Origin of the sequence: Chloroflexus sp., from assembly GCF_034434295.1 — a bacterium.
Classification (GTDB): domain Bacteria; phylum Chloroflexota; class Chloroflexia; order Chloroflexales; family Chloroflexaceae; genus Chloroflexus.
In genome coordinates this window covers 18,087-40,711 of the sequence record NZ_DAOTZQ010000025.1, presented here as the reverse complement: position 1 = coordinate 40,711, position 22,625 = coordinate 18,087, and the positions used below count along the sequence as shown (strand labels likewise).

Below are 22,625 nucleotides of genomic sequence, written 5' to 3'. Positions count from 1 at the left end.
CGGTGAGGACGATGGTTAACGGTTTAGGGCTGCTCAGTGCCTGCCGGTCCGGGTGGTGGGCGCACCGGAGACGCACGCTCCCAGGCAGACAGAGCGGAACTTAATACACAGCGGTGCATCGTTCAGGTGCGGCGCCAGAGCAGGGTGATGGTTAGATAGCATGTCACGTATTCACTGCCCACTCTTACATTTCGCCACTTCGCCAGCTTTTTGATCAGAATGATTAACCGCTCCCATTCATTGTCGCAGTAATCAAAACCTGTCTTGTCAGATAGTATGATATGCAATATAATGAACTAAATTCACAAGCGTTGGATAACATAACGGGAGGCGTGCAATGGAGATGGAATATTCGCTGGCGCTGGCGCTGGAGGATTACCTCCCGGTGATCTTCTCGCTGGTTGGAGTGTGGTTTATCGCTCGCACCGTCTCGCAACTTGACCGCGGTCTGGGGAGCATGGTCTACGTCGGTCTGGGCTTACTTGCCGTGGGTGGAGGCTTGAAAGCCACATGGAAATTACTCATGGCACTCAACGGCACTGATGTTCCTCTCTTCAGTCAGGCGCTCTTTCCTATGATCGCTCCCGGCTTTACCCTTATCGCCACAGCAGTCTACAGCTATACGCGCCAGTTGCAGGGCAAACCAGGACTGAGCCGGCCATGGCTCGTACCACTGATCGTGATTGCTTTGTTTGGCGGTGGTTCGGCATTGATTGCAAGCAATGGCGGGCCGTGGCGTGTGCCGCTCATTATGCTGGCAACGCTTGGCAACACTGCTCTCTTGCTGATGCTGGCGGTAGGCGCCTGGCGACGCAATATGCGTCCGCTGGCAGTAGTGTTCGTGATCGTGCTCCTCACCATCATCGGTATGTCGCAGATGGCAAATAACGTACCGCAGACGATTCCGGTGCAGTGGTTTGAGCAGATTGTGCAAACACTGGCGCAGCTTGCCTTCTGTCTGGGAACCTGGCAGCTTACCCGGCAAATGGAGCAAGAAGTTCCGGTGCGCAGGCTGGCACTGGCCAATTCAAGGCTGTCTTGAGGGTTTGGTTGAGGGGCAGTTCACTGCGTTCCAGGGAACACAGGCTGTTGTGTGAGTCGAGCAGGGGCCAGCGTATGTGCCCCTGCTTATGTGTTGGCAGTTTATTAACAACAAGCGAGTGTATTACTCAGCCAGATGAACAACCGTGCGTATAACCGACGCGCACCCTACCGGCGTTTTATACAGGTAGCTTGAGTCAATGCTCAAAGACAGACATTCGTAAGCCGGCCAGGCGCAAACCCATACCTTGCTAGCGCGAAGGATCGGTCAGCGCGAAGAGCAATTCGGCCTCGCAGGCCAGTTGACCGGCGACCGTAGCGCGGGCCTGGCCTTTACCGACACCACGCCGCATCTTCTCCAGTTGCACTTCCAGACGTAACGTATCGCCAGGTCGCACTACGCGCTTGAAGCGTGCGCCATCGATGCCGGCAAAGAGCACCAGCTTGCCGGCGTTTTCTGGTGCACTCAGCGCAGCCACAGCCCCGGTTTGTGCCAGTGCTTCTAGTATCAAAACACCGGGCATGATCGGATTGCCGGGAAAATGCCCCTGAAAATATGGCTCATTGGCCGATACCAGCTTTTCACCTACCGCACGCACACCCGGCTCTAGCTCCATAATCCGATCAACCAGAAGAAAGGGGTAGCGGTGAGGAATGAGCGCCATAATCTCTTGAATTGACAACATAACACAAGGCTCCTTCAGACTACAGGCGCAGCTTAGCGCCGGGGAGAAGCAACGGCAATCAGACGTGGACTGCCTGACGAGTAGGGTTCGAGATCGTAACTCCCATAGACTGCACGAAGGGTAAAACCGGCACGAGCCAGCAGATGTTCAAGTTCGAAGCGGTAGAGCCAGCGCATGGTGAATTGCATTGTCCGCCGGGTAAGTGTACCGTTCGCTGCAGTTTCATCGTAGATAAAGGTTACGTGGCTTATCTGCTCCGCAGCATCACTCTCGATGACGACAAACTTTTGCACAAAACAACCATCGAGTTCGTAACTGCGCTCAAGCTGCACCCGACCATCTTCGCGGGTAATTGCCAGTGGATCGGGATTAAAGAGATCGATAATCAACGTCCCCCGCCGGGTCAATGCCCGACGGACAACAGCCAGTGTGGCCAGTTGCTCTTCGATAGTTGTCAAATGCATGAAGGAATTTACAGCAACAAATGCTAACGGAAACTGATGTTCAGGCAATATAACACTCCGCACATCAGCTTCAAGCAGGGTTACCCGGTCGAGTAACCCTTCCGCCTGCAATCGTTCACGTGCCAGGGCCAGCATTGCCGGCGAGAGATCGACGCCGGTCAGTTGAAAGCCGGCACTGGCCAGCGGCAACAGCACGCGGCCAGTACCACACATCAGCTCAAGGATCGGCCCACCGGTACGACGTGCCCATTCACGGTAGAAGGGAATGTCGTCGTGAAAGTGGCGAAAATCGGCATCATAATAGCGGGCAAATGGATCGTAAAGGTGCATATGTTTTCAAGTAGATGAGAGGTGCGAATACGCTGGTCAATCATCGCCTACGGATTGAGCACCAAAAACAGCACACCGAAGACAAAACCAATCACAATCAAGCCCAGAATCCCAAAGAGGAGAATGCGCGGATCGATAATCGGCTCGAAGCGTGGCGCACCTGGAAGCCGGGTTGCAGAAGGCGGCATGCGCGGTGGTTCAGGTGGCGGTGGCGGAACACGAAATACCTCTTCTGGGGACGAGGGGGGCGGACGAAAGGTATCGTCGGATCGCGGTATCGGTAACGAGTCACGATCCTCAGCCGTCCGCCGCAGCGCACCAACGATACTACTCCCAATCGAGAAAACGATGATAAGAACAATAATCGCAATAAAGAGTTCTGTTGTGCCAATCGGTATACCCGTCTGACGACTGAGCCAGCGAGCCAGAGGCGGTAGAAATGACGGGGCCAGCACAAACAGGAGAAATATAACCCAGCCGAACCAGCCTGAGCCACGACGACGCTCTTCCATATGAATTCGCGGGCGAGAACTGGCCATTTCAGACACCAGTAGACGCCCGCTCCTCCTTTCTAGCCATATCAAAGATCGCAGTCCGTCTGTTCTACAGCTTTCATCTCACGTTCAGTCTCTCCCACCGGGGGATGATCGTATTGTACGTTGTCAGAAAAGTCGTTTGCCACTATGGATAGCGAGAAGGTCACCGTTCTATCTTAACCCAAGTTACTACCTATGCTATGAGCAGACCACGGAGGCCGGCTGCCAGGATGAGTAGCACGACGTTGCGCGTAACACCTGCGGCGTACTTGCATGAACGATGTGGGTAGCAGCCAGTTCTTATAGACGCGCTACTTCACGCACGCCTCAAGGTAGCAACTCAGATTATACCCATCCTCTGTGTCCTCCGTGCCTCTGTGGTGACAAAGATAGCCACTTGGGTTATCTTATCTCACGAATCGGCAACCGGTGCAGCCCGAACGATCAGGCGGTGTGAATAGACGCCGATTGGTACACAGGTGATCAGAGTTAGCGTTTCGCGGCTGGTCGGTGCCAAAACCCACGTCTCATCAGGAAGCACCGTGAGCACTTCACGGACAATATAGCGCCTGATTTGTCCATTGACGGTCAGCAGAACCTCATCACCAACTGTGATCGCGGGCAATTGATTGAAGATGATTCCCCGGTAGCCAACATGACCGGCAATCACAATATTACCGGTCGTACCGGGATAGCCGCTGATTGGCCAGTAATGCACAGCCGTATAGCGCGGCACATCCCAGAACCCAAAGGAAAAGCCAGCGCTCACGACAGCCGTGTCGACCCCGATCCGTGGCACCTGCACACGGGTAGGGCGTACCGCAGACCAGGCAGCATCAGGGGTATCCACCGCCTGCATAGCCCAGTCCGGTGCCGAATTGGCAGCCAGCCATTCGCGTCCTAAATGACCGAGCAAGACCTGATAGCGGGGAGGATTCTGTGGATGCCACTCGAAACGGGCACGCTCAAAGAACTGCACCAGACGAGGCTGGCCGTCGTAGTCGGTATACTCAAACGGCTCTGAAAGCGGAAAGCCAAACGTCGGTAAGCCACCATTCGCCCACCAGAACGAGCGGAACGCACCACTCAGACTATGGCCGGTCTCAGGAAAGAAATCGGCATTGGGTGGTGGGGTAGAAAGTGGCGTAAATGCCGGATGTGTCGCCAGCGTCGCCGCCGCCCAACGACCGAGATGCCCAACCTGCACCAGCGCTAAATCAGCGTGCCATTCAAACCTGGCCCGCTCGAAGTATTGCACAGGGCGGCCATCTTCGATGAATACCTCAGTGAGGGGATACCCAAAAATCGGCAATCCTCCCTGTCGATCATAGAACTCACGAAACGCATACGCCAGCGTATGGCCAGTTTCACGAAACAAGATCGGTGTGCCGGCAGCAGTATTCGCGATAACCGGCACGGGTGAGAGGATCAACACCATCAGTAGAACGACAAGCAGTTTGCGCATATGTATTGAATCCGTATCCGCTTCACATCGTTTCAAGGGTATTTGCTGCCAGCGAAAGCAGAAGTAACGCCTGCATACCCCGACTGAGGTTAAACGGCAAAATATACTCATCGGTACGATGAGCATTGCCACCATCAGTCAAACCAACACAAACCGCAGGCATCCCCAGACTCAATGGAATATTGGCATCAGTGCTGCTCTGCTGAAATGAAATCTGCGCACCGACCATTTGATAGGCTGCGACTGCGGCCTGCACCAGCGGATGTTCACGGGGGATAGCTCCTGAAGGCCGATCTCCCACTTTCGTAAGCTGAATGTGTACGTCCGGGTACTCCAGTGCAACTTCTTCGACCAGACGGTACACTTCATTGACCAGATCGGTGAGCGCTGCCGACGATACCGAGCGTAAATCGAGGAGCATGCTGGCGTGCTGGGCAATAGTATTCACCGACGTGCCACCACTGATGGTACCGATGTTAAACGTAGTACGGGGAGCCGATGGCACCTGCAATTCGGTTAAGCGGGCAGCCAGCCGAACGAGAACGTGAATGGCGCTCGGTGTACCAAAATTTCCCCACGAGTGACCACCAGGGCCGGTAGCTTCAATCCGAAACCGGCGTACACCAATCGCCTGATGGTGGAGCGACCCAAAATCGCAACCTTCAATCACGACCACCGTACTCAAACGGGTTCGCAAGCGCTCAACCACCCTGCGCATACCGCGGAGATCGCCCAGACCTTCTTCACCAACATTGGCCACGAACCAGATGTCGCTGGTATTGGGCAGATCAAAGCGCTGATACATCTCAGCCAGGCGCAACAAGCCGGCAACACCTGCGCTATTGTCACCGATACCGGGGCCATATACTCGTTCACCTTCATAACGGATCGAGAGATCGGTATCGGCTGGAAAAACGGTATCGAGGTGAGCCGAGATCAACAGTCCTGGACGTGCGGTACTACCCGGACGGCGGCCATACACGTTTCCCAGGTCATCAATCTCGACATCGTGCAGACCGAGTGCTTGCATACGCTGACTGACAAGCAATGAGCGTGGTCGTTCAGCAAACGTTGGTGCTGGAACCTGTTGAATTTCGATTGCCGTGGCCAGTGTTGGCCGATAGTCGGCAAGATCAGTCAAAGCAGCCCGCACAGCGGGGTGAGTATACCATTGCTGAACGACAGCTTTCATCACCTGATCCTTCTGTTGTTCGACAGTACACGCCAGATACAGATCACCTTTTGGTTGATACGGGATGTTTTTGTAGCAAACACAATTCGTCTACGATATATTTCCATCGCATTCTACGCAGCATGCCGGTAAATCGCTTTACGTGAAGAACCTGACACTTGCAACGACTCAACACGCTAACCACAATCAGAGGCTGCAATACAGACAAAAGGTGATATGGTTGTTTTATTCAGCAAAGCAGTACATTTTTTCAATCGATAACGGTCTGAATTGATCAGTCAACAAGCTCTATCTGCGTCGTTGCATATTAACGTACAGCAGAATACATCACTGTAACGCGCTCTCGCACTATGTTGTTATCCCGAATCGGCCACAGGCTGGGTGTAGTATTTGCTACACTGGTCGCTGTTACACCGCTTTGCACTGCTGATTTCTGGACTGACAATATAGCACAGAATGCCAACACCCGCAAAGGTGTTCGACAAGCGATACCACCCTGTCAGTTTTACCCGAAGCTGAACGTATCATACCATCAGCACCAGCCACGCTTCACTGACCGGATTTGACCCAGCAAACTATCGGTCAAAGGTATCTAATCACATTCGCCACCGGCAATTATGGCCTGAGCGAACACCTACCGACCAATTTGCCAGCTATGCCAGATCGTGGCATACTGACGCTGTAGAAAGACAAGACAGATAGCGATAAGGAGCGTCTATGTCGCTGTTGCCAACTGCAACCGTTGCAACCATTGCCCGTTACGTTGGTCAGCGCGTTACTCTGGCCGGCTGGGTCTACCACAAGACCGAGAAAGGTAAACTGATCTTTATTCTCTTGCGCGACGGTAGTGGCACTATTCAATGTGTCACATTTAAGAAAAATGTCGGTGAAGAGACCTTTGCTACTGCGCAATCACTCACCCAAGAGAGTTCTTGCCGTATCACCGGCAGTGTGCGAGCCGACGAGCGAGCGCCGGGTGGTTACGAGCTTGACGTTGAGGCAATTGAACTCATTGGCCCTAGCCACGAATATCCAATCACTCCCAAAGAGCATGGGATTGAATTTCTGATGGCACACCGCCACCTGTGGGTACGTTCGGCGAAACAGCACGCCATCCTGCGGATTCGAGCCGAGGTCATTGCCGCTGCCCAGGAGTGGTTGAACGAGCAGGGGTTTGTGCGCTTCGACACCCCGATTCTGACTGCGACTGCTGCTGAAGGCACCACAAATCTGTTCGCAACCGACTATTTCGACCTGGGAAAGGCGTATCTGGCTCAGACCGGTCAGCTCTACGTTGAAGCCGGCATGATGGCTTTTGGAAAGGTTTACTGCTTTGGTCCAACCTTCCGCGCCGAGAAGAGCAAGACCCGCCGGCATTTAACCGAATTCTGGATGATCGAGCCGGAAGTAGCCTTCGCCGATCATGAAGATAACATGCGTCTTCAAGAGGAATTTGTCAGCGCAATTGTGGCCCGCGTGTTGGAGCGGCGACGAGACGATTTGCAGACACTGGAGCGTGACACGACCCTGCTCGAACAGGTACGACCGCCGTTTCCGCGGATTACCTATGATGAGGCTATCGAGTTGATTGCTGCGCACCAGGGGGAAGTCGAAGGTGCTGACCCATTGCCATGGGGTGAAGATTTCGGTGCCCCCCACGAAACCTTGATTGCCTCGAAGTTTGATCGCCCAGTCTTTGTTGAACGTTTCCCATCGGCGGTCAAGGCCTTCTACATGCAACCGGCCCCGGAACGACCAGAAGTTGCGTTGTGTGCCGATCTGTTAGCACCGGAGGGATACGGCGAGATTATCGGTGGTTCACAGCGCATTCACGATCCAGTCCTTCTCGAGCAACGAATCCGTGACCATGGTCTGCGCATTGAAGACTACGAGTGGTATCTCGATCTCCGCCGCTATGGGACAGTGCCACACAGTGGCTTTGGCATGGGCATTGAGCGCGTCGTAGCCTGGATTACCGGCACTCGTCACATTCGGGAAACTATCCCATTCCCACGCCAACTGTATCGCATCTATCCATAAGATAATACGACCGGTAGCGACGCTTCCATCAAGCAGCCAGACACACCAGACACAATAATTAGCGCGGAGAGTAAAGAGTGTTCCCCTCCGCGCTGACTGTTTTAGCTTGTGATGGAGAGCTGGATCAAACCGGAAATGTTACTGCCGTACCACCGTCCGCCGCACCTGCTCGACTGCACGTTGGGCAGTGGTCAGGTATGCTGCATAGACACCAGCCCGATTGAAAGCCAGCGGCGTAGCTGCACCGACGGCAAGCAGTGCCGGAACCCAGAAGAGAACAAAGAACTGCGCCAGCCAGGCAAAGAGCAAGCCACCACCGATCAGAGTATTGAGCAACGCGGTGCTTCCACGTTGAGTATACCCGTATCCTAGCAATTCACGAAGGTTAGCGATCAGGAGTAATAGCCCGGCAAATGCGCCAAAATGCATCGTCAGGCCGATGTTAAAAAACCGCATCAGAAAATACACCAGCAACCCGAAAACAATCACCCCCAGAATGATCAGGTACACCGGCTTAACCGGATAGCCGCCGATCACAACATACGGACGTCGTGGGCCATTACCATAATTGCCGTACATCGTCGTATCCTTTCGTAATGGATAACATCACTATTACTGCCAGTACGACGTTCACCAATGGGCAAAAGTTGCACCTGCTCATTCATCAAACACTGCCCGTACCCGAAACATACCATCTTGCTGATCGGGGGCATTTGCCAGCGCCTGTTCCTGGGTCAACATCTCGCCTACCACATCAGGTCGCCAGACCGTCGTTAACCCGGTAACCTGCGCAGTTGGTGGCACATTGCTGACATCAACTTCCTGCAACATCGCGATATAATCAAGGATCGCTGAGAGTTGCGCCTGCATCAGGGCAATCTCTTCATCTGACAACGCAATCCGGGCGAGTCGGGCCACGTGACGAACTTCTGCTTCAGAAAGCGACATAGGAACCTCTATCGTTACAACTAGATAATCCCAGATTCCTTTCGCAGTTTGGGATCGCGAGCCGAACCAACCAGCATCTGACGAGTGTATAACAGGCGCTGTACAGCAGTAATGTGAGATACAATCCCAACCGCAATAACTGCCCATTCCAGCACCGGACGATCAGGAAAAAACGGCATCAATATTAGCCCAATGAGAAGCAGACCGAGCTTCTCCTGTCGTCCGGCAAATCCAACATTACAGGAAGCAAGCTTCCTGGTCGCCTCAGCCCGAGCACGGACATAGCTTGCCATCACCATTCCAAAGATCGCAAACAGCGTCCAAACCGGTGCAACCACTCCCGATAGCATCAGCCCTCCCATGACAAAGGCTTCCGCGTAGCGGTCGGTCACGTGATCAAGCACTGTGCCATACTCGCTGGCCATCCCACTTGCGCGAGCAGTCGCACCATCCAGCACGTCAGCAAACCCCATGAGCAGGATGACAACAATGCCCCACCCAAACTCGCGTTGCGAGAGAAGATAACCGGCCAGCACACTAAATAGCAGACTCAGATACGTCAATATGTTTGGGTGAATCCCCAGCCGTGAGCAAACATGGCCCAAAGGGAGTGAGATTTGTTCATAAAGCTGACGAAAACGGGCAAGCAATGGCATCATCGACATTCTTCCTTTGATTTACGAGATAACGGAGGTATCCACTACAACGTTTGCTGCGATAACAGGGTCATCGTCCGATATGCTACTTCCGCCACAGAAATTGGCGCATCCGGGCCTGTATGTTCAATCCAGATTGACGCCGTTGCAGCACCAGTACAACCGGCCCGAAAGAGATCGTGTGGTGCAGAGAGATAGGAGTGAATAAAACCGGCCATGTAGGTATCTCCAGCACCGGTCGGATCGCGGGCATCGGTCGCATATGCCGGGACAGGAATGGAACGTTCACCATCATCGATATGGGAACCTGCCTCAGCGATTGTCACAATAGCAATCGCGCAACCAGTTTCGCGCAGGCGACGCGCTGCCGCTACTGGATCAACCCGCGGATCGATCCCGGTAATCACTTTTGTTTCTACTTCGTTTGCCTTAATCACGTGACAGAGCGGCGCAATAGCAGCAAAATCATCTGGCAAGAAGTGTTCAATCCGCCCAGCGGCACCAAATCGCCGGAGGAGGCCCTGTGGATCAAGAAAGATCGGGGCATCAGTTCGATCTCGAATAGATCGAATCAACTCAAGGGGCGTCTCTTGCAAGATCGGGCCAACAATCACGGCTGATGCTTTGGTTATGATGTCAGGCACGGTCTGGATTGGATCGGCAACACCGAGCACATCAAGAGTCCGATCGCCGTGCGTATCGTAGACTAGCTTAAAGCCGCCAGTTTGTGCCGATAATGAGACAAACGGTGTGACACCATAGCGCAACAGATCAGATTGAAACCGATCAGCATAATCAGGCCCAACCCGGCCAACCAGGGCGGTTGTTCGTCCCAAGCGGCTGAGTGCCAGACAGGCATTCGTCGAACAACCGGAAAGAACACGTCCCCCAGTAGACACCACCGGTGTAATAATCTCGTCGTATACCGGATTTCCAAAAGCAACGATCATTGTCATACGATTACCACTAGCTATTCCCGGACAGACGATCATACAAACCCTGTAACTGTTCGTCATCGTACAGAGTAATCGTTACTTTAATCGTGCGCCCGCTACGGGCGATCTGAACTGGCGTTTGCAGCAACTCTTCAAACATCTGTTGCGCCATCTGATCCTCTGGTGAACGAGTAGCGGGTAAGCGTTGGCGTTCTGGTGATGAAGTCGGCCTACTTGCAGGAGGCATCTTCCCGCCAAGTGGTTCTACCACCTGCCCCAGAGCCGTTGCCAGATCAATGCCACCGGCGAGCGCTTTGCAGAGACGATCTGTCTCAGTCAAGCCAAGGTGATGAGCGACAATCGCTTCACAGGCGGCGTTTTGAAGCAGTGCGTCACCGATCTGAAGCAGGGCTAGAGCCTGCGCTGGCTCAAGCTGACCAGTGCAAAGTGCATGACGGGCAGATGCTGCCAGGCCGGGTTGAGCAGCGATCTCACAAAGATGCTCGATCTCACGAACAGAGAGGGCACGCTCTTTGATTAATTCAAGCGCAGCCTGCTGATCCGTTGCATCCTCGATCCGCAACAGTGCCCGACCATGTCCGGCACTAATTGAGCCGTCAAGGATCGCCTGTCGAGCCATGGGAGAGAGGCGCAACAGGCGCCGACTATTGACAATCGCCACGCGACTCTTACCGACGCGCCGGGCAATTTCTTCATCGCTCAAGCCAAACTCACGCCGCAAGGTTTCGTAGGCCTGGGCCTCTTCCAGGGGGTTAAGATCGGCCCGTTGGACATTTTCAACCAGCGCCAACTCAAGAAATTGTTGCGGTGTAGCATTTTTAACAATTGCCGGAATGGTAGCAAGACCGGCCATACGGGCAGCACGTAGCCTGCGCTCGCCGGCGATCAGTTCATAACCTCCCTGCTGGTCTTCACTCACGATGATCGGTTGGAGCACGCCATGGGTCTGAATTGAAGCCACCAATTCAGCGAGAGTGGTCTCATCAAAGGAAGTACGGGGTTGGGCACGGTTAGCCTTAATTGCCGAGACCGGCAATTCCCGCACCGGTGTCTGATCAAGTGATGCGGCAGGAATGAGAGCATCGAGTCCACTTCCCAGTCCACGCTTCCGGCTCATACGACTCGTTCCTCCCGTCCGATCAATTCTTCGGTTAGCAGGGAATAGGCTTGTGCACCACGACCATGGGGATCATATTCGTAGGCGATACGTCCATGGCTGGGGGCTTCACTGAGCCGTACACTGCGCGGGATCAGGGTACGACAGATGAGGCGGGGAAAGTAGCGTTGCACCTCATCGACCACTTGCTGCGCCAGATTGGTACGACCATCGTACATCGTCATTACTACACCAAGGATGCGCAAGGTAGGGTTCAGACTCTCCCGAACTCGTTCCAGGGTCATCTTGAGCTGTGCCAATCCTTCCAGAGCCAGATATTCACACTGGAGCGGGATCAGAACGGCACTGGCAGCGCAGAGCGCGTTCACAGTGAGTAACCCAAGTGATGGCGGACAATCGATAATGATCCAGTCGTAGCGCTGCAAAAGTGGCACCAGGCCATCACGAAGTCGCCACTCGCGACGTTCTACGTCGACCAGCTCAATAGCGGCACCTGCCAGTTCTTGATCGGCAGGAATGATGTTGAGCCTTTCCCGGCCACTTGAACGAGGAATCGTTTCGGGTGGTGCGCCACCGAGCAGGAGATCGTAGGTTGTCACCGTTAGCGAAGTCTTCACAATCCCAAGGCTGGTTGTGGCATTCCCCTGAGGGTCAATATCAACGAGCAGAACACGCAACCCACGCCGGGCGAGTTCACCGGCGAGATTAACTGCGGTAGTCGTTTTGCCAACCCCACCTTTCTGGTTGGCAATCGCGATGATATGTGGTTGTGAATGGATTGGATGTTGTTTCACGTGAAACACCTGCCTCAAGCAGCCACTCTGAGCGCTATTGTACCACAGGCAGGCACAAAACAACATCAAGGGAGATAACGCAATGGATTAACCGCACGTCCATTGACGAGAATGGTGAAGTGTAGATGAACGCCGGTTGAATAGCCGCCCCCAGCGCGATCATAGGTACTTCCCATATAGCCAATTAGTTGTCCGGCACTCACTTCCTGTCCTACCCGCACAACTGGCTGGGCAATGAGATGACCGTAGATCGTTTCAATACCGCCAGGATGCCGAATCTTGACGCAATACCCGTAACCACTACACCATCCTGCCTCACGTACCCGCCCACTACTAGCAGCGACAATCGGCGTCCAGGCACGATTGGCAATATCTATCCCATTATGAAATCCACCCCAACGCGGCCCAAAACCAGAGGTCAACACCCCTCGTGCAGGCCAGACCCAGCGCGGTGGAGGAGGCGGAAAATCGCGGACTTCCGGAAGTGCTGCGACTTGCGCCGGATCAACCTCTAACAAATCACTCCGAATCCAGCCGGTAATATCGCCGATTGCAATCTTCACCCAATCATTGTATCGCCCTCGCAAAGCCACTTGCCGACCGGCTGCCAACTGCGCCTGCCGTGGATGATCGGTGCTTGGGCCAGATCGAACATTTGTTTCATCTACCAGTACAATCCCCACTGGCTCGGCACGACGCTGGGCAAACGCAACCTCCTGTTCATTTGACCACGGCAATTGACCGCCGGGAATAAATATTTCGCGACCTATGACCAATTGACCACCAGGCAACCGATTCGGCGCAAAAGTGGCTATAGCTTCCGGTGCCACACCGTAGCGCTCGGCCAGCCCTGCGAGTGTCTCCCCTTCAGCAACCCTATGTGTTACCCCAGCCAGGCGTGGTATACGTAACGGTTGCCCAACCCGCAGCGCATCGCCACGATCCAGTTGGTTTGTCCACACTAAGGTACTAAGAGGAATCTGATAGCGTTCGGCTACCTCTGCCAGCGTTTCGTTCTCAGCCAGCATGTGTGTTGTTTGAAAAGCGGTCAATACTGGCTGTGGCGCCCGTAGCGCCGGCGCAATTGGTTCTGGCTCGACTGTCTTTGAGGGTGTATGACGTACCGCTGGCGCGATTCGTACTATCTGCTCTGCCGGCACGACAGGCGCCCATGGCGTCACTACCGCCTCAGACTCTTCACGGGGATTGGTCAGCGATTGAAGAGGAAGCGTTCGATCAACGATCAAAATACAAATTACTCCCGCTAACAGCAGGATGTGAGCTAACTGCCGGGAAAAACGGAGCTGCCAGCGCAACGATCCCGACTTCGTCGCTCTTCCGACAGCGGGGCGATCAGCAACCCGATAGCCGTCACGCACCTGGCGAACAGTCCGCCGCGCCGCAGCCAGCCGTCGCTTGCTGCGCAGCCATCGCTCTAACCATGGAGGACGATGTAAGACTACGTGCATGCTTCTACTCTCACCTTTCTGGTAGAGGATACACGTAGTAGACCGCTTTGTCAATCTTGACGGCATCTTTCATCGCATGATAAGATATAAGCGTAGAATTTTCCGCTGCCCAGTCCGGCGTCGCTTTGGCTTCCGGTGATGGGCGTTCCATGAAAGGCCGGCTAATGATACGAGTCGTTGTCGATAGTATCCGTGTCAGCCTGTTGACGCAGAGCCGGGTCGTCGTTCTCCGCGAAACCGAAGGGAATCGCTACCTGCCCATCTGGATCGGCCAGTTTGAAGCCGATGCCATCGCGATGGCCATTCAGGGTCACGAACCGCAACGACCGATGACCCACGACCTGCTCAAGGCTGCCATCAGCGAGTTAGATGGACTTGTCCGTCAAATCTATATCAGCGATATTCGCGATAATACGTTCTTTGCCCGTATCCTGATCGATCAGGCTGGGCGAACGGTTGAGCTTGATGCGCGACCCAGTGATGCTATCGCCCTTGCAGAGCGAGTGCAGGCTCCTATCTTTGTTGCTGCTCATGTGCTGGATCAGGCAGGGGTACTCTTTGATGAGGAAGAGCAGTCTGATGATGGTGTTCCTCCGACGCCGGTATCGCGGAATGAGGAGCCTGAGTCTGAAGCATCCTCCGAGCCTGAACCTGAGCTAAATGAAGATTCCCTCTCTATCTTCCGCAATTTCATCAATACTCTTGATCTCAATGACCGCGACCGGCCTGGTGAGAAGTCCTAAAGTCTGTTAGATGGTGTTTAACAGAGGGCGGTTAAACCGCCCTCTGTTATTTTGACCGGCTTGTGGATAACTTGCGATATTATGTGGAAAACTTGGACTGTTTGTGGATAACCTGCGGAACAAGTCGTTGATAGCTCGTGGAGGATTTGCGTAAGACGCTTCGTACATTGTTTTGAGCGCTCCTTTTGTGGATAGACGTTCACAAGTCGTCCACATGCAGTTTGAGGCATTAGAATAAGCTGGAAAGACTGCTGTCCACACTTTCCACAAGCCTACGATCATGACGATTTTCTTCTTGTGCTTTATTATTTTGATATTAAGGGAGTTATCTGTTTATAGTGATGTGGATATGTCCTATGCAACTGGTTGAACGCTCTTTGTGCGAACCCTTTCCTCCTCTTGCTCAACGTATCATCCGGGAGGGTGTTGTCGTTAATGATCGTATCCTCAAGATCGATCACTTCCTCAACCATCGGATTGATACAGACCTAATGTCTGCTATTGGCGTTGAACTGGCAACTCGCTTACAACCATTTGCCGCTGAGTTAATTCTGACCGCAGAAGCGAGTGGTATTCCACCAGCGTTGGCCACAGCCCTTGCCGCTCGATTACCTCTCGTGTATGCGAAAAAGTATGATCCTGATGTTCCGGTGCCGGCATTGACTCGCCACATCCATTCCCCAACCCGTGACCGTCAGGTCCAACTGGCAATTTCAGCCCGCTTTATTCCTCCAGGAAGTCGTGTGGCGATTGTCGATGATTTCTTGGCTAATGGTCGTACTGCACTGGCTTTGGCCGATATGGCGCACGAGGCTGGAGCTACTGTGGTTGCTGCGGCATTTGTGGTTGAAAAGCAGTTTCAAGAAGGTCGGTCGTTGCTGCAAAGGCTGGGTGTTCCTATCATCTCTCTGGCTCAGATTACGCGCTTTGTTGATGGCCGGCCTCTTATTTATCGCTGGACAGCATCTGAACAGGGACAATCAGATGGTTAGGCGATTCCTATCGGAAACCCGTAGTCCCGTGGGCGAGTGATAGAGATAGTGGCTTACCCTGACACAGAAAAGGTTCGCACGGTTAGTCTTGCTTCTGTTCAGGCACTACCAAAATAGCGTAGTGCTAGTCGTAAGCGCTCTTCCAGGGTTGGTGGGGCATCTCCCGGTAGGGACGCAATTGCTGCGGCCGCTTCGGTGGCGCTGTACCCCAGACTGATCAGGATATCGGTTAGCTCACGGTCGAGAGTACTCACGTTGCCTGGAGTTATGCCGGCTGGCTGGCGCAGATCAATCTTTCCTCGGAGTTCCAGGACAATCCGTTCGGCAGTCTTCTTGCCTATTCCGGGCACTCGTGCCAGGCGTGCTATATCGCCACCGGCAATACTCTTTTGTATCTCGTCAGGAGAGCCGCTCGATAGCAGGTTTAAAGCGATTTTGGGTCCTACTCCGCTGACACCAATCAATTGCTCGAACAGGTTGCGTTGAGCTGGATCGCTAAAACCGTATAATGTCAGCGCGTCTTCGCGTACAATCAGCAGGGTGTAGAGAAATGTTTCATTGCCGATCTGACCAACAGCATTCAAAGTAGAACGCGGAGCGTAGATGAGAAGGCCGACCCCACCGGTTTCAACGATCAGGTGGTCGATACCGATGCTCTGAATGATGCCGCGAATTGATGCGATCATAATAGATAGTCCTTACATACGATTGCGCAAGGAGAGAATTCGGGTGAAGATGCGTTCGCCATTCTACTCAATAAGCCTGGTGCTTGCTCAGTTTGGGTGTTTGGGTGTCATTGTACTGAGCGGTCCGCTTGTTCCAACCTCTCTACTCCCACTGTGCTTGCTGACCGCCGGTTTGGCTTTAGGCCTGTGGGCATTGTTCACGATGAGTCTTCGCCGACTCTCGGTCTTCCCTGATCCTTTACCCCAAACTGAACTGGTACGTTCCGGCCCCTATCGCCTCATTCGTCATCCAATGTACACCAGCCTGCTCCTTGCCACCCTGGGCTGGGTACTGGCATTACCTGTATGGTGGCGCTGGGGATTGTGGGTTGGGCTATTGATTGTCCTTATCACTAAGCTAACGTATGAAGAGCAGTTACTCCAGTCTCGGTTTGCTGACTACCAGCTGTATCAACAACGCACCTGGCGACTGTTTCCATGGATTTGGTGATGGTGGTCGTCATCAGCGATATGCGATCTTACCATGGCCAGAGCAGTCCGACCAGCATGGCACAGGTCATTAATGTGAAAATGGGCGCTATGGCCTGTCGCAAGAGGCTTGAACCACCGCCAATGACAATGCCGCCTTTCACCAGGGTATTGGTCAGGACGGCAGTGCCGATAGCCCGCGCCGCAGTCTGTACGTCAATTCCATCTCTAACTGTTGCCAGCTCGCTGAGAGAGAGGGTAATTGCATCCACATCAACTAACCCGCCAAAGATGCTGGAGAGATAAATCCCGGCATCACCAAACCAGGTTCGCGCCAGGTTTGCACCGATCAGGATGGCGGCGTACAGTAAGCTGAAACCGATAGCCGACCGTAGCTCCAGCGGATTGCTCAACGTCAGACTGACCGAATCGTTACCCTGCGCCTGTTTTATCAACCAGAGACTCCCAATCAGGCAAGCACTGCCACCGATGGCAATGATTGGCCATAGCAAGGTAAGGACATTTGGGGCAATCGCACTGGTTAGTATCGCCACTCGCATAAACATAATACTCCACGCCAGAAGAATGGCCAGCGCATACGCCCGACTTAATGCTGGTTCACTGTGACTGCGCTGCGTATTACTCAGGGTTACTGCTGTTGATGAGACGATTCCGCCGATGATGCCGGTTAATGCAATACCGCGGGTTGTCCCTATCATCTTATGTAGCGCATAGCCGCTGAAGTTGAAGGTTGAAATGAGGACAACCAGAAACCATATCTTCTGGGGATTGATGACATCGAATGGCGCCGGCGCTGTTGACGAGTTGGGCAGGATCGGCAAGATGATCGCGCTGATTGCCGCTAGTGTCAGGGCCGCCTGCATGTCTTGGGTGCTGAGCCGATGCGCGAAATCGTGTAGACGAGTTTTCAATGCCAGTAAACCCGCAGTTGCTACCCCTACAGCCATGGCTAGTGTTCCGTACCCCCAGGCAATCAGGCCACCGCACAGGAGAGTCGTAATGAGCGCCATCTCACTGGTCAGTCCCAGTCCTTCCTGACCACTGCCTACGACATACGCGGCAATTAATAGTCCTCCTACAATGACTATCAGAGCCGCAAAGATGATCGGTGCCTGTAGTGTAATGCCTGCTAACCCTCCCGCACAACCGATGAGACCAACGATGGCATACGTGCGCACGCCGGCAAATAACTCGCCAACACCGGTGTAGGCATGCTCGCGTTGTAAGCCGATCAATGCACCGATGAGTAAGGCCAGGCCAAATTGATAGAAGAGGTCGGTTGTGGTTCTACTGTCGAACATAGCCTATCCCTGATTGATCGGCGCTCCTGAAGTCTCTTGTTCGTACCAGTATGGAGTAAAAATTGCCCCACCGTCAACTGTGCCAAAGCTGCGACATCGCGCTGTTCCCCAACGATGACCATAGAGCGCAATGTAGGCACACAGTACGGCATCGGCCTCGTCTTCGATAGCTTTGAGTGCCGTTGCACTTGAATCACTCAGATCAATGTTCTCCCAGATGCGGTCAACTCCAATTAGTGGTGGATCGGCGTGGATCAGACTGCCCAGCAGGTCGAGATAACGCCGCAGCTCGTGTCGCCGACTGACTAATGAACGGCCCTGGCGCGCTTTGTATTGCAGAATCCGGGGCAACCCGAACAGAACAATGGTTGCCGGGTGTGGAAAGACTTCAACAATCAATCGCCCTTCAACACCGTTCTCAATCGTCGGTGTGTAGCAGAACCCATCGCTGGCCAGTGCAGCGATGATTTCCTCACCACGTAAACCGCCATAACGTCGCAACAACTGTCGGTTTGCCGGGTGTGGCCCGGCGTGATACTGACGAAACGCTGCCGCTAACTCGGCTTCAGCCAGACGCCGACCGGTCTCATTTGGTACGAGGAGTGGAGCGTCAATGGCCAGGATGGCCGGCGCATCGCCACAGATAGTGCGAATTGTCGCCACAATCTCTGCGGTTGTCGGCAAACGGTATGGATAAACCGTCAGATGTGCACCACTCGGAGTGCCACGGGCTGCCGCCAGGCCACTGGGATTGCGCTCTGACCACGCCAGGTCCAGGCCGAGATAGATGGTTGTCGGTGGAACATTCATTGCTGGTTGCCTGATTATAACGCCGGTAGCCGGTGATTTAGAGTACAGTATAGCCAAATCTACGACAGGGAGGTCGATATGGATACAATAAATCCCACCTCAACGGCAATGACCATCGTTTGCCGGATTGGTAGCCGGTTTGTGGCACTGCCAATGTAGACAGTGGTTCATACCGCCCGTTTCGCTGAACTAACGCCTGCCAGCGATGTCTCGGCAATCGTTTGTGGTGTGATCTCAGTTCACGGTACGACAGTACCGGTTATCGATGGCCGTTCGCTACTCGGTGAACCACCTGGCTACGATCTCGGTAGCTACATTCTGCTGGCTGCTTCAGATATTGATCAGCCGCCAGAAATCGGTCTACTGGTTGATGAGGTGATGAGTATCCATCGGGTGGGTGCCGACGGTCTGGCACCGGTAGATCACATCGACGGTATTTCATGCGGTGTGATCCGTGATCTGCCGCAGCCTGCGTTACTGCTTGATGTCGATGAGCTGTTTGCGCTGGCCCACGGCAGTGCCCGCGATTGAGGTTTTGAAGATGAGTGCCGGGCGTTGCCCCGGTGGCAACGCCTATGCTGATGCCTGGCAGCCTAATGGGCAACCGCGGTTGTTTGGTGAATCGGTAGGTCTTCACCGATAAAATGTACTGCGCTCTTCGCAGCTTCCAGAATGGTCATCAAGCCACTACCCGGATGGACAGCCCCACCGATCCAGTAGAGGTTGCGTGCGCCATTGTGGCGGATATGCGGACGAAATGGGCCGAGCTGACTCCAACTGTGAATCAGATTGAAGACTGCACCCAGATAGGTGTGGTGCTCGTCACGCCACGTCTCCGCAGTGTACCGTCGTTCAACGACAATATGGCGTTCAACATCTTCAAAGCCGAGTTTAGCCATCTGCCGGATGATCAGGTCTCGATATCGCTGCTCGACCGCTGCCCAATCGACCGGATAGCGCAGGTTGGGAACTGGTACCAGGACAAAGAGGGTGCTGTGTCCGGGCGGTGCGTTGGTTGGATCAACAATGGTCGGGTTGCATACGTAGAATGATGGATCATCTTCGTCCAAAACAGCACTCTTCGCCCACAAGGGATCGTTGCGCCGAATGTTGGCCGACAGGTAGAGTTGATGGTGTGGCAGATGATCCCAACGCCGGTTAACGCCCAGGTAGAGCATAAAGGTCGAACATGAGAACTCCATCGTGTTGAGCTTCTGGTCAGTGTATGTGCCGCGTGCGTGGGGCGGAATAATATGGGTGAGCGCGTGACCAAAATCGGCATTCACGACTACTGCATCAGCCTTTATCCGCTCGCCACTAACCAGCTCAACGCCGCAGGCCCGTCCCTCTTCTACCAGCACTTGCTTCACCGGACGGTTGTAGTGAATAACAACACCCAGGTCGGTTGCTGCTTTCGCCAAGCCGGCGGCCAGGGCACGGAAGCCGCCACGCGGGTGCCAGATGCCGTCGGCAAATTCGAGAAAGGTTACCAGGCTGAACACGCTGGAACACGCGGTTGGGTGCATGCCCAGATATTTAGCCTGGTATGATAGCGCGTAGACGACCCGTTCGTCGCGGAAGAAGCGCTTGAAGTGGTCGTATAAACTCTCCCAGGGGCGGAAGGCCAGCGCAGCCGCAATTTCGCGTGGTTTCAAGTAGCCAAGTGGACTACGCACCGGTGTGCCCAGGTATGGTTCATAACCAACCACATTCTTACGGATATGCTCGATATACCAGCGCTCAAATTCTGCCGGTAGCGCTGGATCAAAGCGGGCCAACTGTGCTTTGAAGGCCGCGATGTTTGAGGTCAAATCAAGATATTCACCATCCCAGAAGCGAATGCGGGTATTTGGATCGAGACGGATGAGGGTGACATAATCGCTGAAGCGTAATCCGGCACTGTTAAATAACTCGTCGTAGACCCGTGGCACTTGCAAGATCGTTGGTCCCGTGTCGAAATGGTAATCACCGAGTGAGAAGCCGCGCATGCGTCCACCCGGACGATCAACTGCTTCAAAGATTTCAACCTGATAGCCCTGGCCGGCTAATCGAATGGCGGTAGCCATCCCTCCAGGTCCGGCGCCGACAATAACAATTCGTGGTGACACTCCCTGCTCCTCTATGTGATGATGAAAACATGTACTCCTGTTTGAGTATACACCGCTTTTGATCGCCGGTCACGCCCTCTATGGTCTGTTTCTGACGCTGATGCGAATATGCCAGGATGCTTCGTAGCAACAACGTCACGTATCGGTGGGGAGTAGCCGTGGAGCGGTTTATTCACCTCATCCACCAGATTTCCACAACTCCTGATAACGGTGGCTCTGGGGGAGGTAGTTCATCCTATCGTGTCCTGCCACTGCATCAGTCCCTGAAAAATGTCCTTCTCTGCAGATGGTGCTCTGATCGGGGTAGTTGATCTTCCATCTCACCATTGAAGACCCAGGAGAGAGGTTGTTGAAAACAGCCCTCCTGATCTGTCTTATGAGATAGGTACTGTGCTATAAACTTCTTCGTCTTTTGTTGTAACGAGATGGGGCAACGTGCATTCACGCCACATTTGTCTGGCTTGTCAATGATGATAACTTCCACCCCGATGCCTTCACCCTGTTGTTCCAGGAATGCACAGGGTTATCGGCGAATAACTCCTCACATGTTGAGGAGATTGTGGATAAATGGTGGATTTTGTGGATAACATGAATGCTGATCGTTGGTTCGTTGGACGTTAACACATATCTAATGCCTGGTTAATCCAGAGCTAATCTGTGCAAGCTACGATACTGTGCGTCAGGCGATCCGATTTGCGGTGGTCGTCGCCGGGCAAAAATCTCCTAATCTACACACCGCCCCCCATCCCCCTCTCTCCGGCCACCAATGTGTGGGTGGCCGTTTGCGATTCATGCAGGTATCGCATTGGGCATGAATATCGTGAAATGCAAGGCGTTTACGTTTTCCACGATCATGAATTGCGAGAAGGGAGCATGAATGGCATCCTCCCTTCTCATTATGCATATACAGATATAGAAGATGTGGCAAACTCAGGTTCGGAGCCGGTTCATAGCCTCCGAAGGGCCGATCCGTCTGGAGCTGTGTGGTACGGTGATGAGAGGATGATCGCCTGATCAGGCAATCACGTCGGTTTCGTCCTTTGCCAGAGCCGCACGCACGTGGTCGATGAATGTACGGGTAGCAAAGATGATATTCCGGCGTGTCACGCCACCAGATACAACGAGATAGCCGTCGAAGCCAATGTCGCCACTGCGATCAACATAACTTCGTACAATGTGCAACTCGTCGTTGATACGATTGACGTACAAGAGTCGGTCAGCCAGATCACGTTCAGGGTTGGCGCGAAACTGAGACATAAAGCGAATCTGCTCGCCCTCACGGATTGAGAAGACCCAAACCCGGAAACCCTGACGGAGACAAACATCACCATCACTGTCTAGTTCAACGTCAAAGTAGGCGTCGTTGTAAAGCTGGAATAACCACTCTCGGTTGACGTGTGCCGGATAGACAAGCTCTTCAGGCTGGGCGCCAGTCATAAGATGATCCTTTCTCTGCACTAGAACACAGTTCACGACAGCATTATCCGTCGCCAGCCTGATGAATTGCAGAGGACCTGGACCAATGTTCTGGCACTTCGCTCTTGAGCAACTCAGACAGGAGTATGGTTGCGGGCATACTGTTGCTTTCTATTATAGCAATCTGACTTGTTTTTGACTATAACTGTCAATGCTGACAAATGTCCAGTCCTATTGTGTGTCAGCACGATGGCAGGACAACAGGTAGCACCGGCATTGACACTCTCGAACGTGAATGGTATACTACGGCCACGTAAAAGAATAACCGACGTTGACCAGGAAGAGTAGCGAGTGTGGCGACAATCCAGCGAGCCGATGATGGTGCG

Annotated in this window: 23 protein-coding genes; 6 read left to right on the top strand and 17 right to left on the bottom strand. The window is 53.6% G+C overall.

What is annotated here, in order from left to right; translation table 11 throughout:
* The first annotated feature begins 337 nt into the window (after positions 1-337).
* Complete coding sequence (locus VAE57_RS04225; RefSeq protein WP_322820652.1) at positions 338-1,042, top strand: hypothetical protein; 705 nt, start codon at positions 338-340, stop codon at positions 1,040-1,042.
* 250 nt (positions 1,043-1,292) lie between these two features.
* On the opposite strand, the gene fabZ is transcribed toward VAE57_RS04225, so the two are convergent.
* From fabZ to VAE57_RS04200, 5 genes are all read right to left on the bottom strand, one after another.
* On the bottom strand, positions 1,293-1,727 hold the full coding sequence (fabZ, locus tag VAE57_RS04220; protein ID WP_322820651.1) for a 3-hydroxyacyl-ACP dehydratase FabZ: 435 nt from the start codon (positions 1,725-1,727) through the stop codon (positions 1,293-1,295).
* A gap of 32 nt (positions 1,728-1,759) precedes the next feature.
* Entirely contained in the window at positions 1,760-2,521 is a 762-nt protein-coding gene (locus VAE57_RS04215; protein ID WP_322820650.1) for a class I SAM-dependent methyltransferase, read from the bottom strand.
* 47 nt (positions 2,522-2,568) lie between these two features.
* Entirely contained in the window at positions 2,569-3,060 is a 492-nt protein-coding gene (locus tag VAE57_RS04210) for a hypothetical protein (protein WP_322820649.1), read from the bottom strand.
* 409 nt (positions 3,061-3,469) lie between these two features.
* A complete protein-coding gene (locus tag VAE57_RS04205; RefSeq protein ID WP_322820648.1) occupies positions 3,470-4,522 on the bottom strand; it encodes a sortase in 1,053 nt (350 codons plus the stop codon).
* Positions 4,523-4,544: 22 nt separating this feature from the next.
* Positions 4,545-5,714, bottom strand: a complete 1,170-nt coding sequence (locus VAE57_RS04200; RefSeq protein ID WP_322820647.1) for a M20/M25/M40 family metallo-hydrolase — start codon at positions 5,712-5,714, stop codon at positions 4,545-4,547.
* A 717-nt stretch (positions 5,715-6,431) separates the two neighbouring features.
* Here VAE57_RS04200 and asnS point away from each other — a divergent pair.
* On the top strand, positions 6,432-7,754 hold the full coding sequence (gene asnS / locus VAE57_RS04195; protein WP_322820646.1) for an asparagine--tRNA ligase: 1,323 nt from the start codon (positions 6,432-6,434) through the stop codon (positions 7,752-7,754).
* 138 nt (positions 7,755-7,892) lie between these two features.
* Here asnS and VAE57_RS04190 read toward each other — a convergent pair whose 3' ends face one another.
* From VAE57_RS04190 to VAE57_RS04160, 7 genes are all read right to left on the bottom strand, one after another.
* Positions 7,893-8,333 carry a hypothetical protein gene (locus VAE57_RS04190; RefSeq protein ID WP_012257311.1) on the bottom strand — a complete coding sequence of 147 codons (441 nt, stop codon included), beginning with the start codon at positions 8,331-8,333 and terminating at the stop codon, positions 7,893-7,895.
* 78 nt (positions 8,334-8,411) lie between these two features.
* Positions 8,412-8,702, bottom strand: a complete 291-nt coding sequence (gene gatC, locus VAE57_RS04185; protein WP_322820645.1) for an Asp-tRNA(Asn)/Glu-tRNA(Gln) amidotransferase subunit GatC — start codon at positions 8,700-8,702, stop codon at positions 8,412-8,414.
* Between the two features lie 20 nt (positions 8,703-8,722).
* Positions 8,723-9,361, bottom strand: a complete 639-nt coding sequence (locus VAE57_RS04180) for a CDP-alcohol phosphatidyltransferase family protein (protein WP_322820644.1) — start codon at positions 9,359-9,361, stop codon at positions 8,723-8,725.
* A 41-nt stretch (positions 9,362-9,402) separates the two neighbouring features.
* Positions 9,403-10,314, bottom strand: coding sequence for a carbohydrate kinase family protein (locus tag VAE57_RS04175; RefSeq protein ID WP_322820643.1), 912 nt, complete (start codon positions 10,312-10,314; stop codon positions 9,403-9,405).
* Between the two features lie 10 nt (positions 10,315-10,324).
* The gene (locus VAE57_RS04170; RefSeq protein WP_322820642.1) at positions 10,325-11,431 is read right to left on the bottom strand and encodes a ParB/RepB/Spo0J family partition protein; all 1,107 of its coding nucleotides are present in this window, start codon (positions 11,429-11,431) and stop codon (positions 10,325-10,327) included.
* Positions 11,428-12,225 carry a ParA family protein gene (locus VAE57_RS04165; protein ID WP_322820641.1) on the bottom strand — a complete coding sequence of 266 codons (798 nt, stop codon included), beginning with the start codon at positions 12,223-12,225 and terminating at the stop codon, positions 11,428-11,430. Before VAE57_RS04165 ends, VAE57_RS04170 begins: the two co-directional genes overlap by 4 nt.
* 65 nt (positions 12,226-12,290) lie before the next feature.
* Positions 12,291-13,694 (bottom strand): peptidoglycan DD-metalloendopeptidase family protein, encoded by a 1,404-nt coding sequence (locus VAE57_RS04160; RefSeq protein ID WP_322820640.1) that lies wholly within the window; start codon positions 13,692-13,694, stop codon positions 12,291-12,293.
* Positions 13,695-13,858: 164 nt separating this feature from the next.
* Between VAE57_RS04160 and VAE57_RS04155 the strand changes: the two genes are divergently transcribed.
* The gene (locus tag VAE57_RS04155) at positions 13,859-14,437 is read left to right on the top strand and encodes a bifunctional nuclease family protein (RefSeq protein ID WP_322820679.1); all 579 of its coding nucleotides are present in this window, start codon (positions 13,859-13,861) and stop codon (positions 14,435-14,437) included.
* 356 nt (positions 14,438-14,793) lie between these two features.
* The gene (gene xpt, locus VAE57_RS04150) at positions 14,794-15,429 is read left to right on the top strand and encodes a xanthine phosphoribosyltransferase (RefSeq protein WP_322820639.1); all 636 of its coding nucleotides are present in this window, start codon (positions 14,794-14,796) and stop codon (positions 15,427-15,429) included.
* Positions 15,430-15,527: 98 nt separating this feature from the next.
* Here the strand turns inward: xpt and ruvA are convergent, their stop codons facing one another.
* Positions 15,528-16,115 (bottom strand): Holliday junction branch migration protein RuvA, encoded by a 588-nt coding sequence (gene ruvA / locus VAE57_RS04145; protein WP_322820638.1) that lies wholly within the window; start codon positions 16,113-16,115, stop codon positions 15,528-15,530.
* A gap of 202 nt (positions 16,116-16,317) precedes the next feature.
* On the opposite strand from ruvA, the gene VAE57_RS18760 reads away from it, so the two are divergent.
* Positions 16,318-16,605 carry a methyltransferase family protein gene (locus VAE57_RS18760; protein ID WP_416208428.1) on the top strand — a complete coding sequence of 96 codons (288 nt, stop codon included), beginning with the start codon at positions 16,318-16,320 and terminating at the stop codon, positions 16,603-16,605.
* Between the two features lie 28 nt (positions 16,606-16,633).
* Here the strand turns inward: VAE57_RS18760 and VAE57_RS04135 are convergent, their stop codons facing one another.
* Both VAE57_RS04135 and VAE57_RS04130 read right to left on the bottom strand, forming a co-directional pair.
* Positions 16,634-17,905 carry an MgtC/SapB family protein gene (locus VAE57_RS04135; protein WP_322820636.1) on the bottom strand — a complete coding sequence of 424 codons (1,272 nt, stop codon included), beginning with the start codon at positions 17,903-17,905 and terminating at the stop codon, positions 16,634-16,636.
* Between the two features lie 3 nt (positions 17,906-17,908).
* Complete coding sequence (locus tag VAE57_RS04130) at positions 17,909-18,715, bottom strand: DUF429 domain-containing protein (RefSeq protein ID WP_322820635.1); 807 nt, start codon at positions 18,713-18,715, stop codon at positions 17,909-17,911.
* Positions 18,716-18,877: 162 nt separating this feature from the next.
* On the opposite strand from VAE57_RS04130, the gene VAE57_RS04125 reads away from it, so the two are divergent.
* On the top strand, positions 18,878-19,246 hold the full coding sequence (locus tag VAE57_RS04125) for a chemotaxis protein CheW (protein ID WP_322820634.1): 369 nt from the start codon (positions 18,878-18,880) through the stop codon (positions 19,244-19,246).
* A 62-nt stretch (positions 19,247-19,308) separates the two neighbouring features.
* Here the strand turns inward: VAE57_RS04125 and VAE57_RS04120 are convergent, their stop codons facing one another.
* On the bottom strand, positions 19,309-20,823 hold the full coding sequence (locus VAE57_RS04120; protein WP_322820633.1) for a phytoene desaturase family protein: 1,515 nt from the start codon (positions 20,821-20,823) through the stop codon (positions 19,309-19,311).
* A 1,014-nt stretch (positions 20,824-21,837) separates the two neighbouring features.
* Complete coding sequence (locus tag VAE57_RS04115) at positions 21,838-22,260, bottom strand: YbjN domain-containing protein (protein ID WP_322820632.1); 423 nt, start codon at positions 22,258-22,260, stop codon at positions 21,838-21,840.
* Between the last annotated feature and the right edge of the window lie 365 nt (positions 22,261-22,625).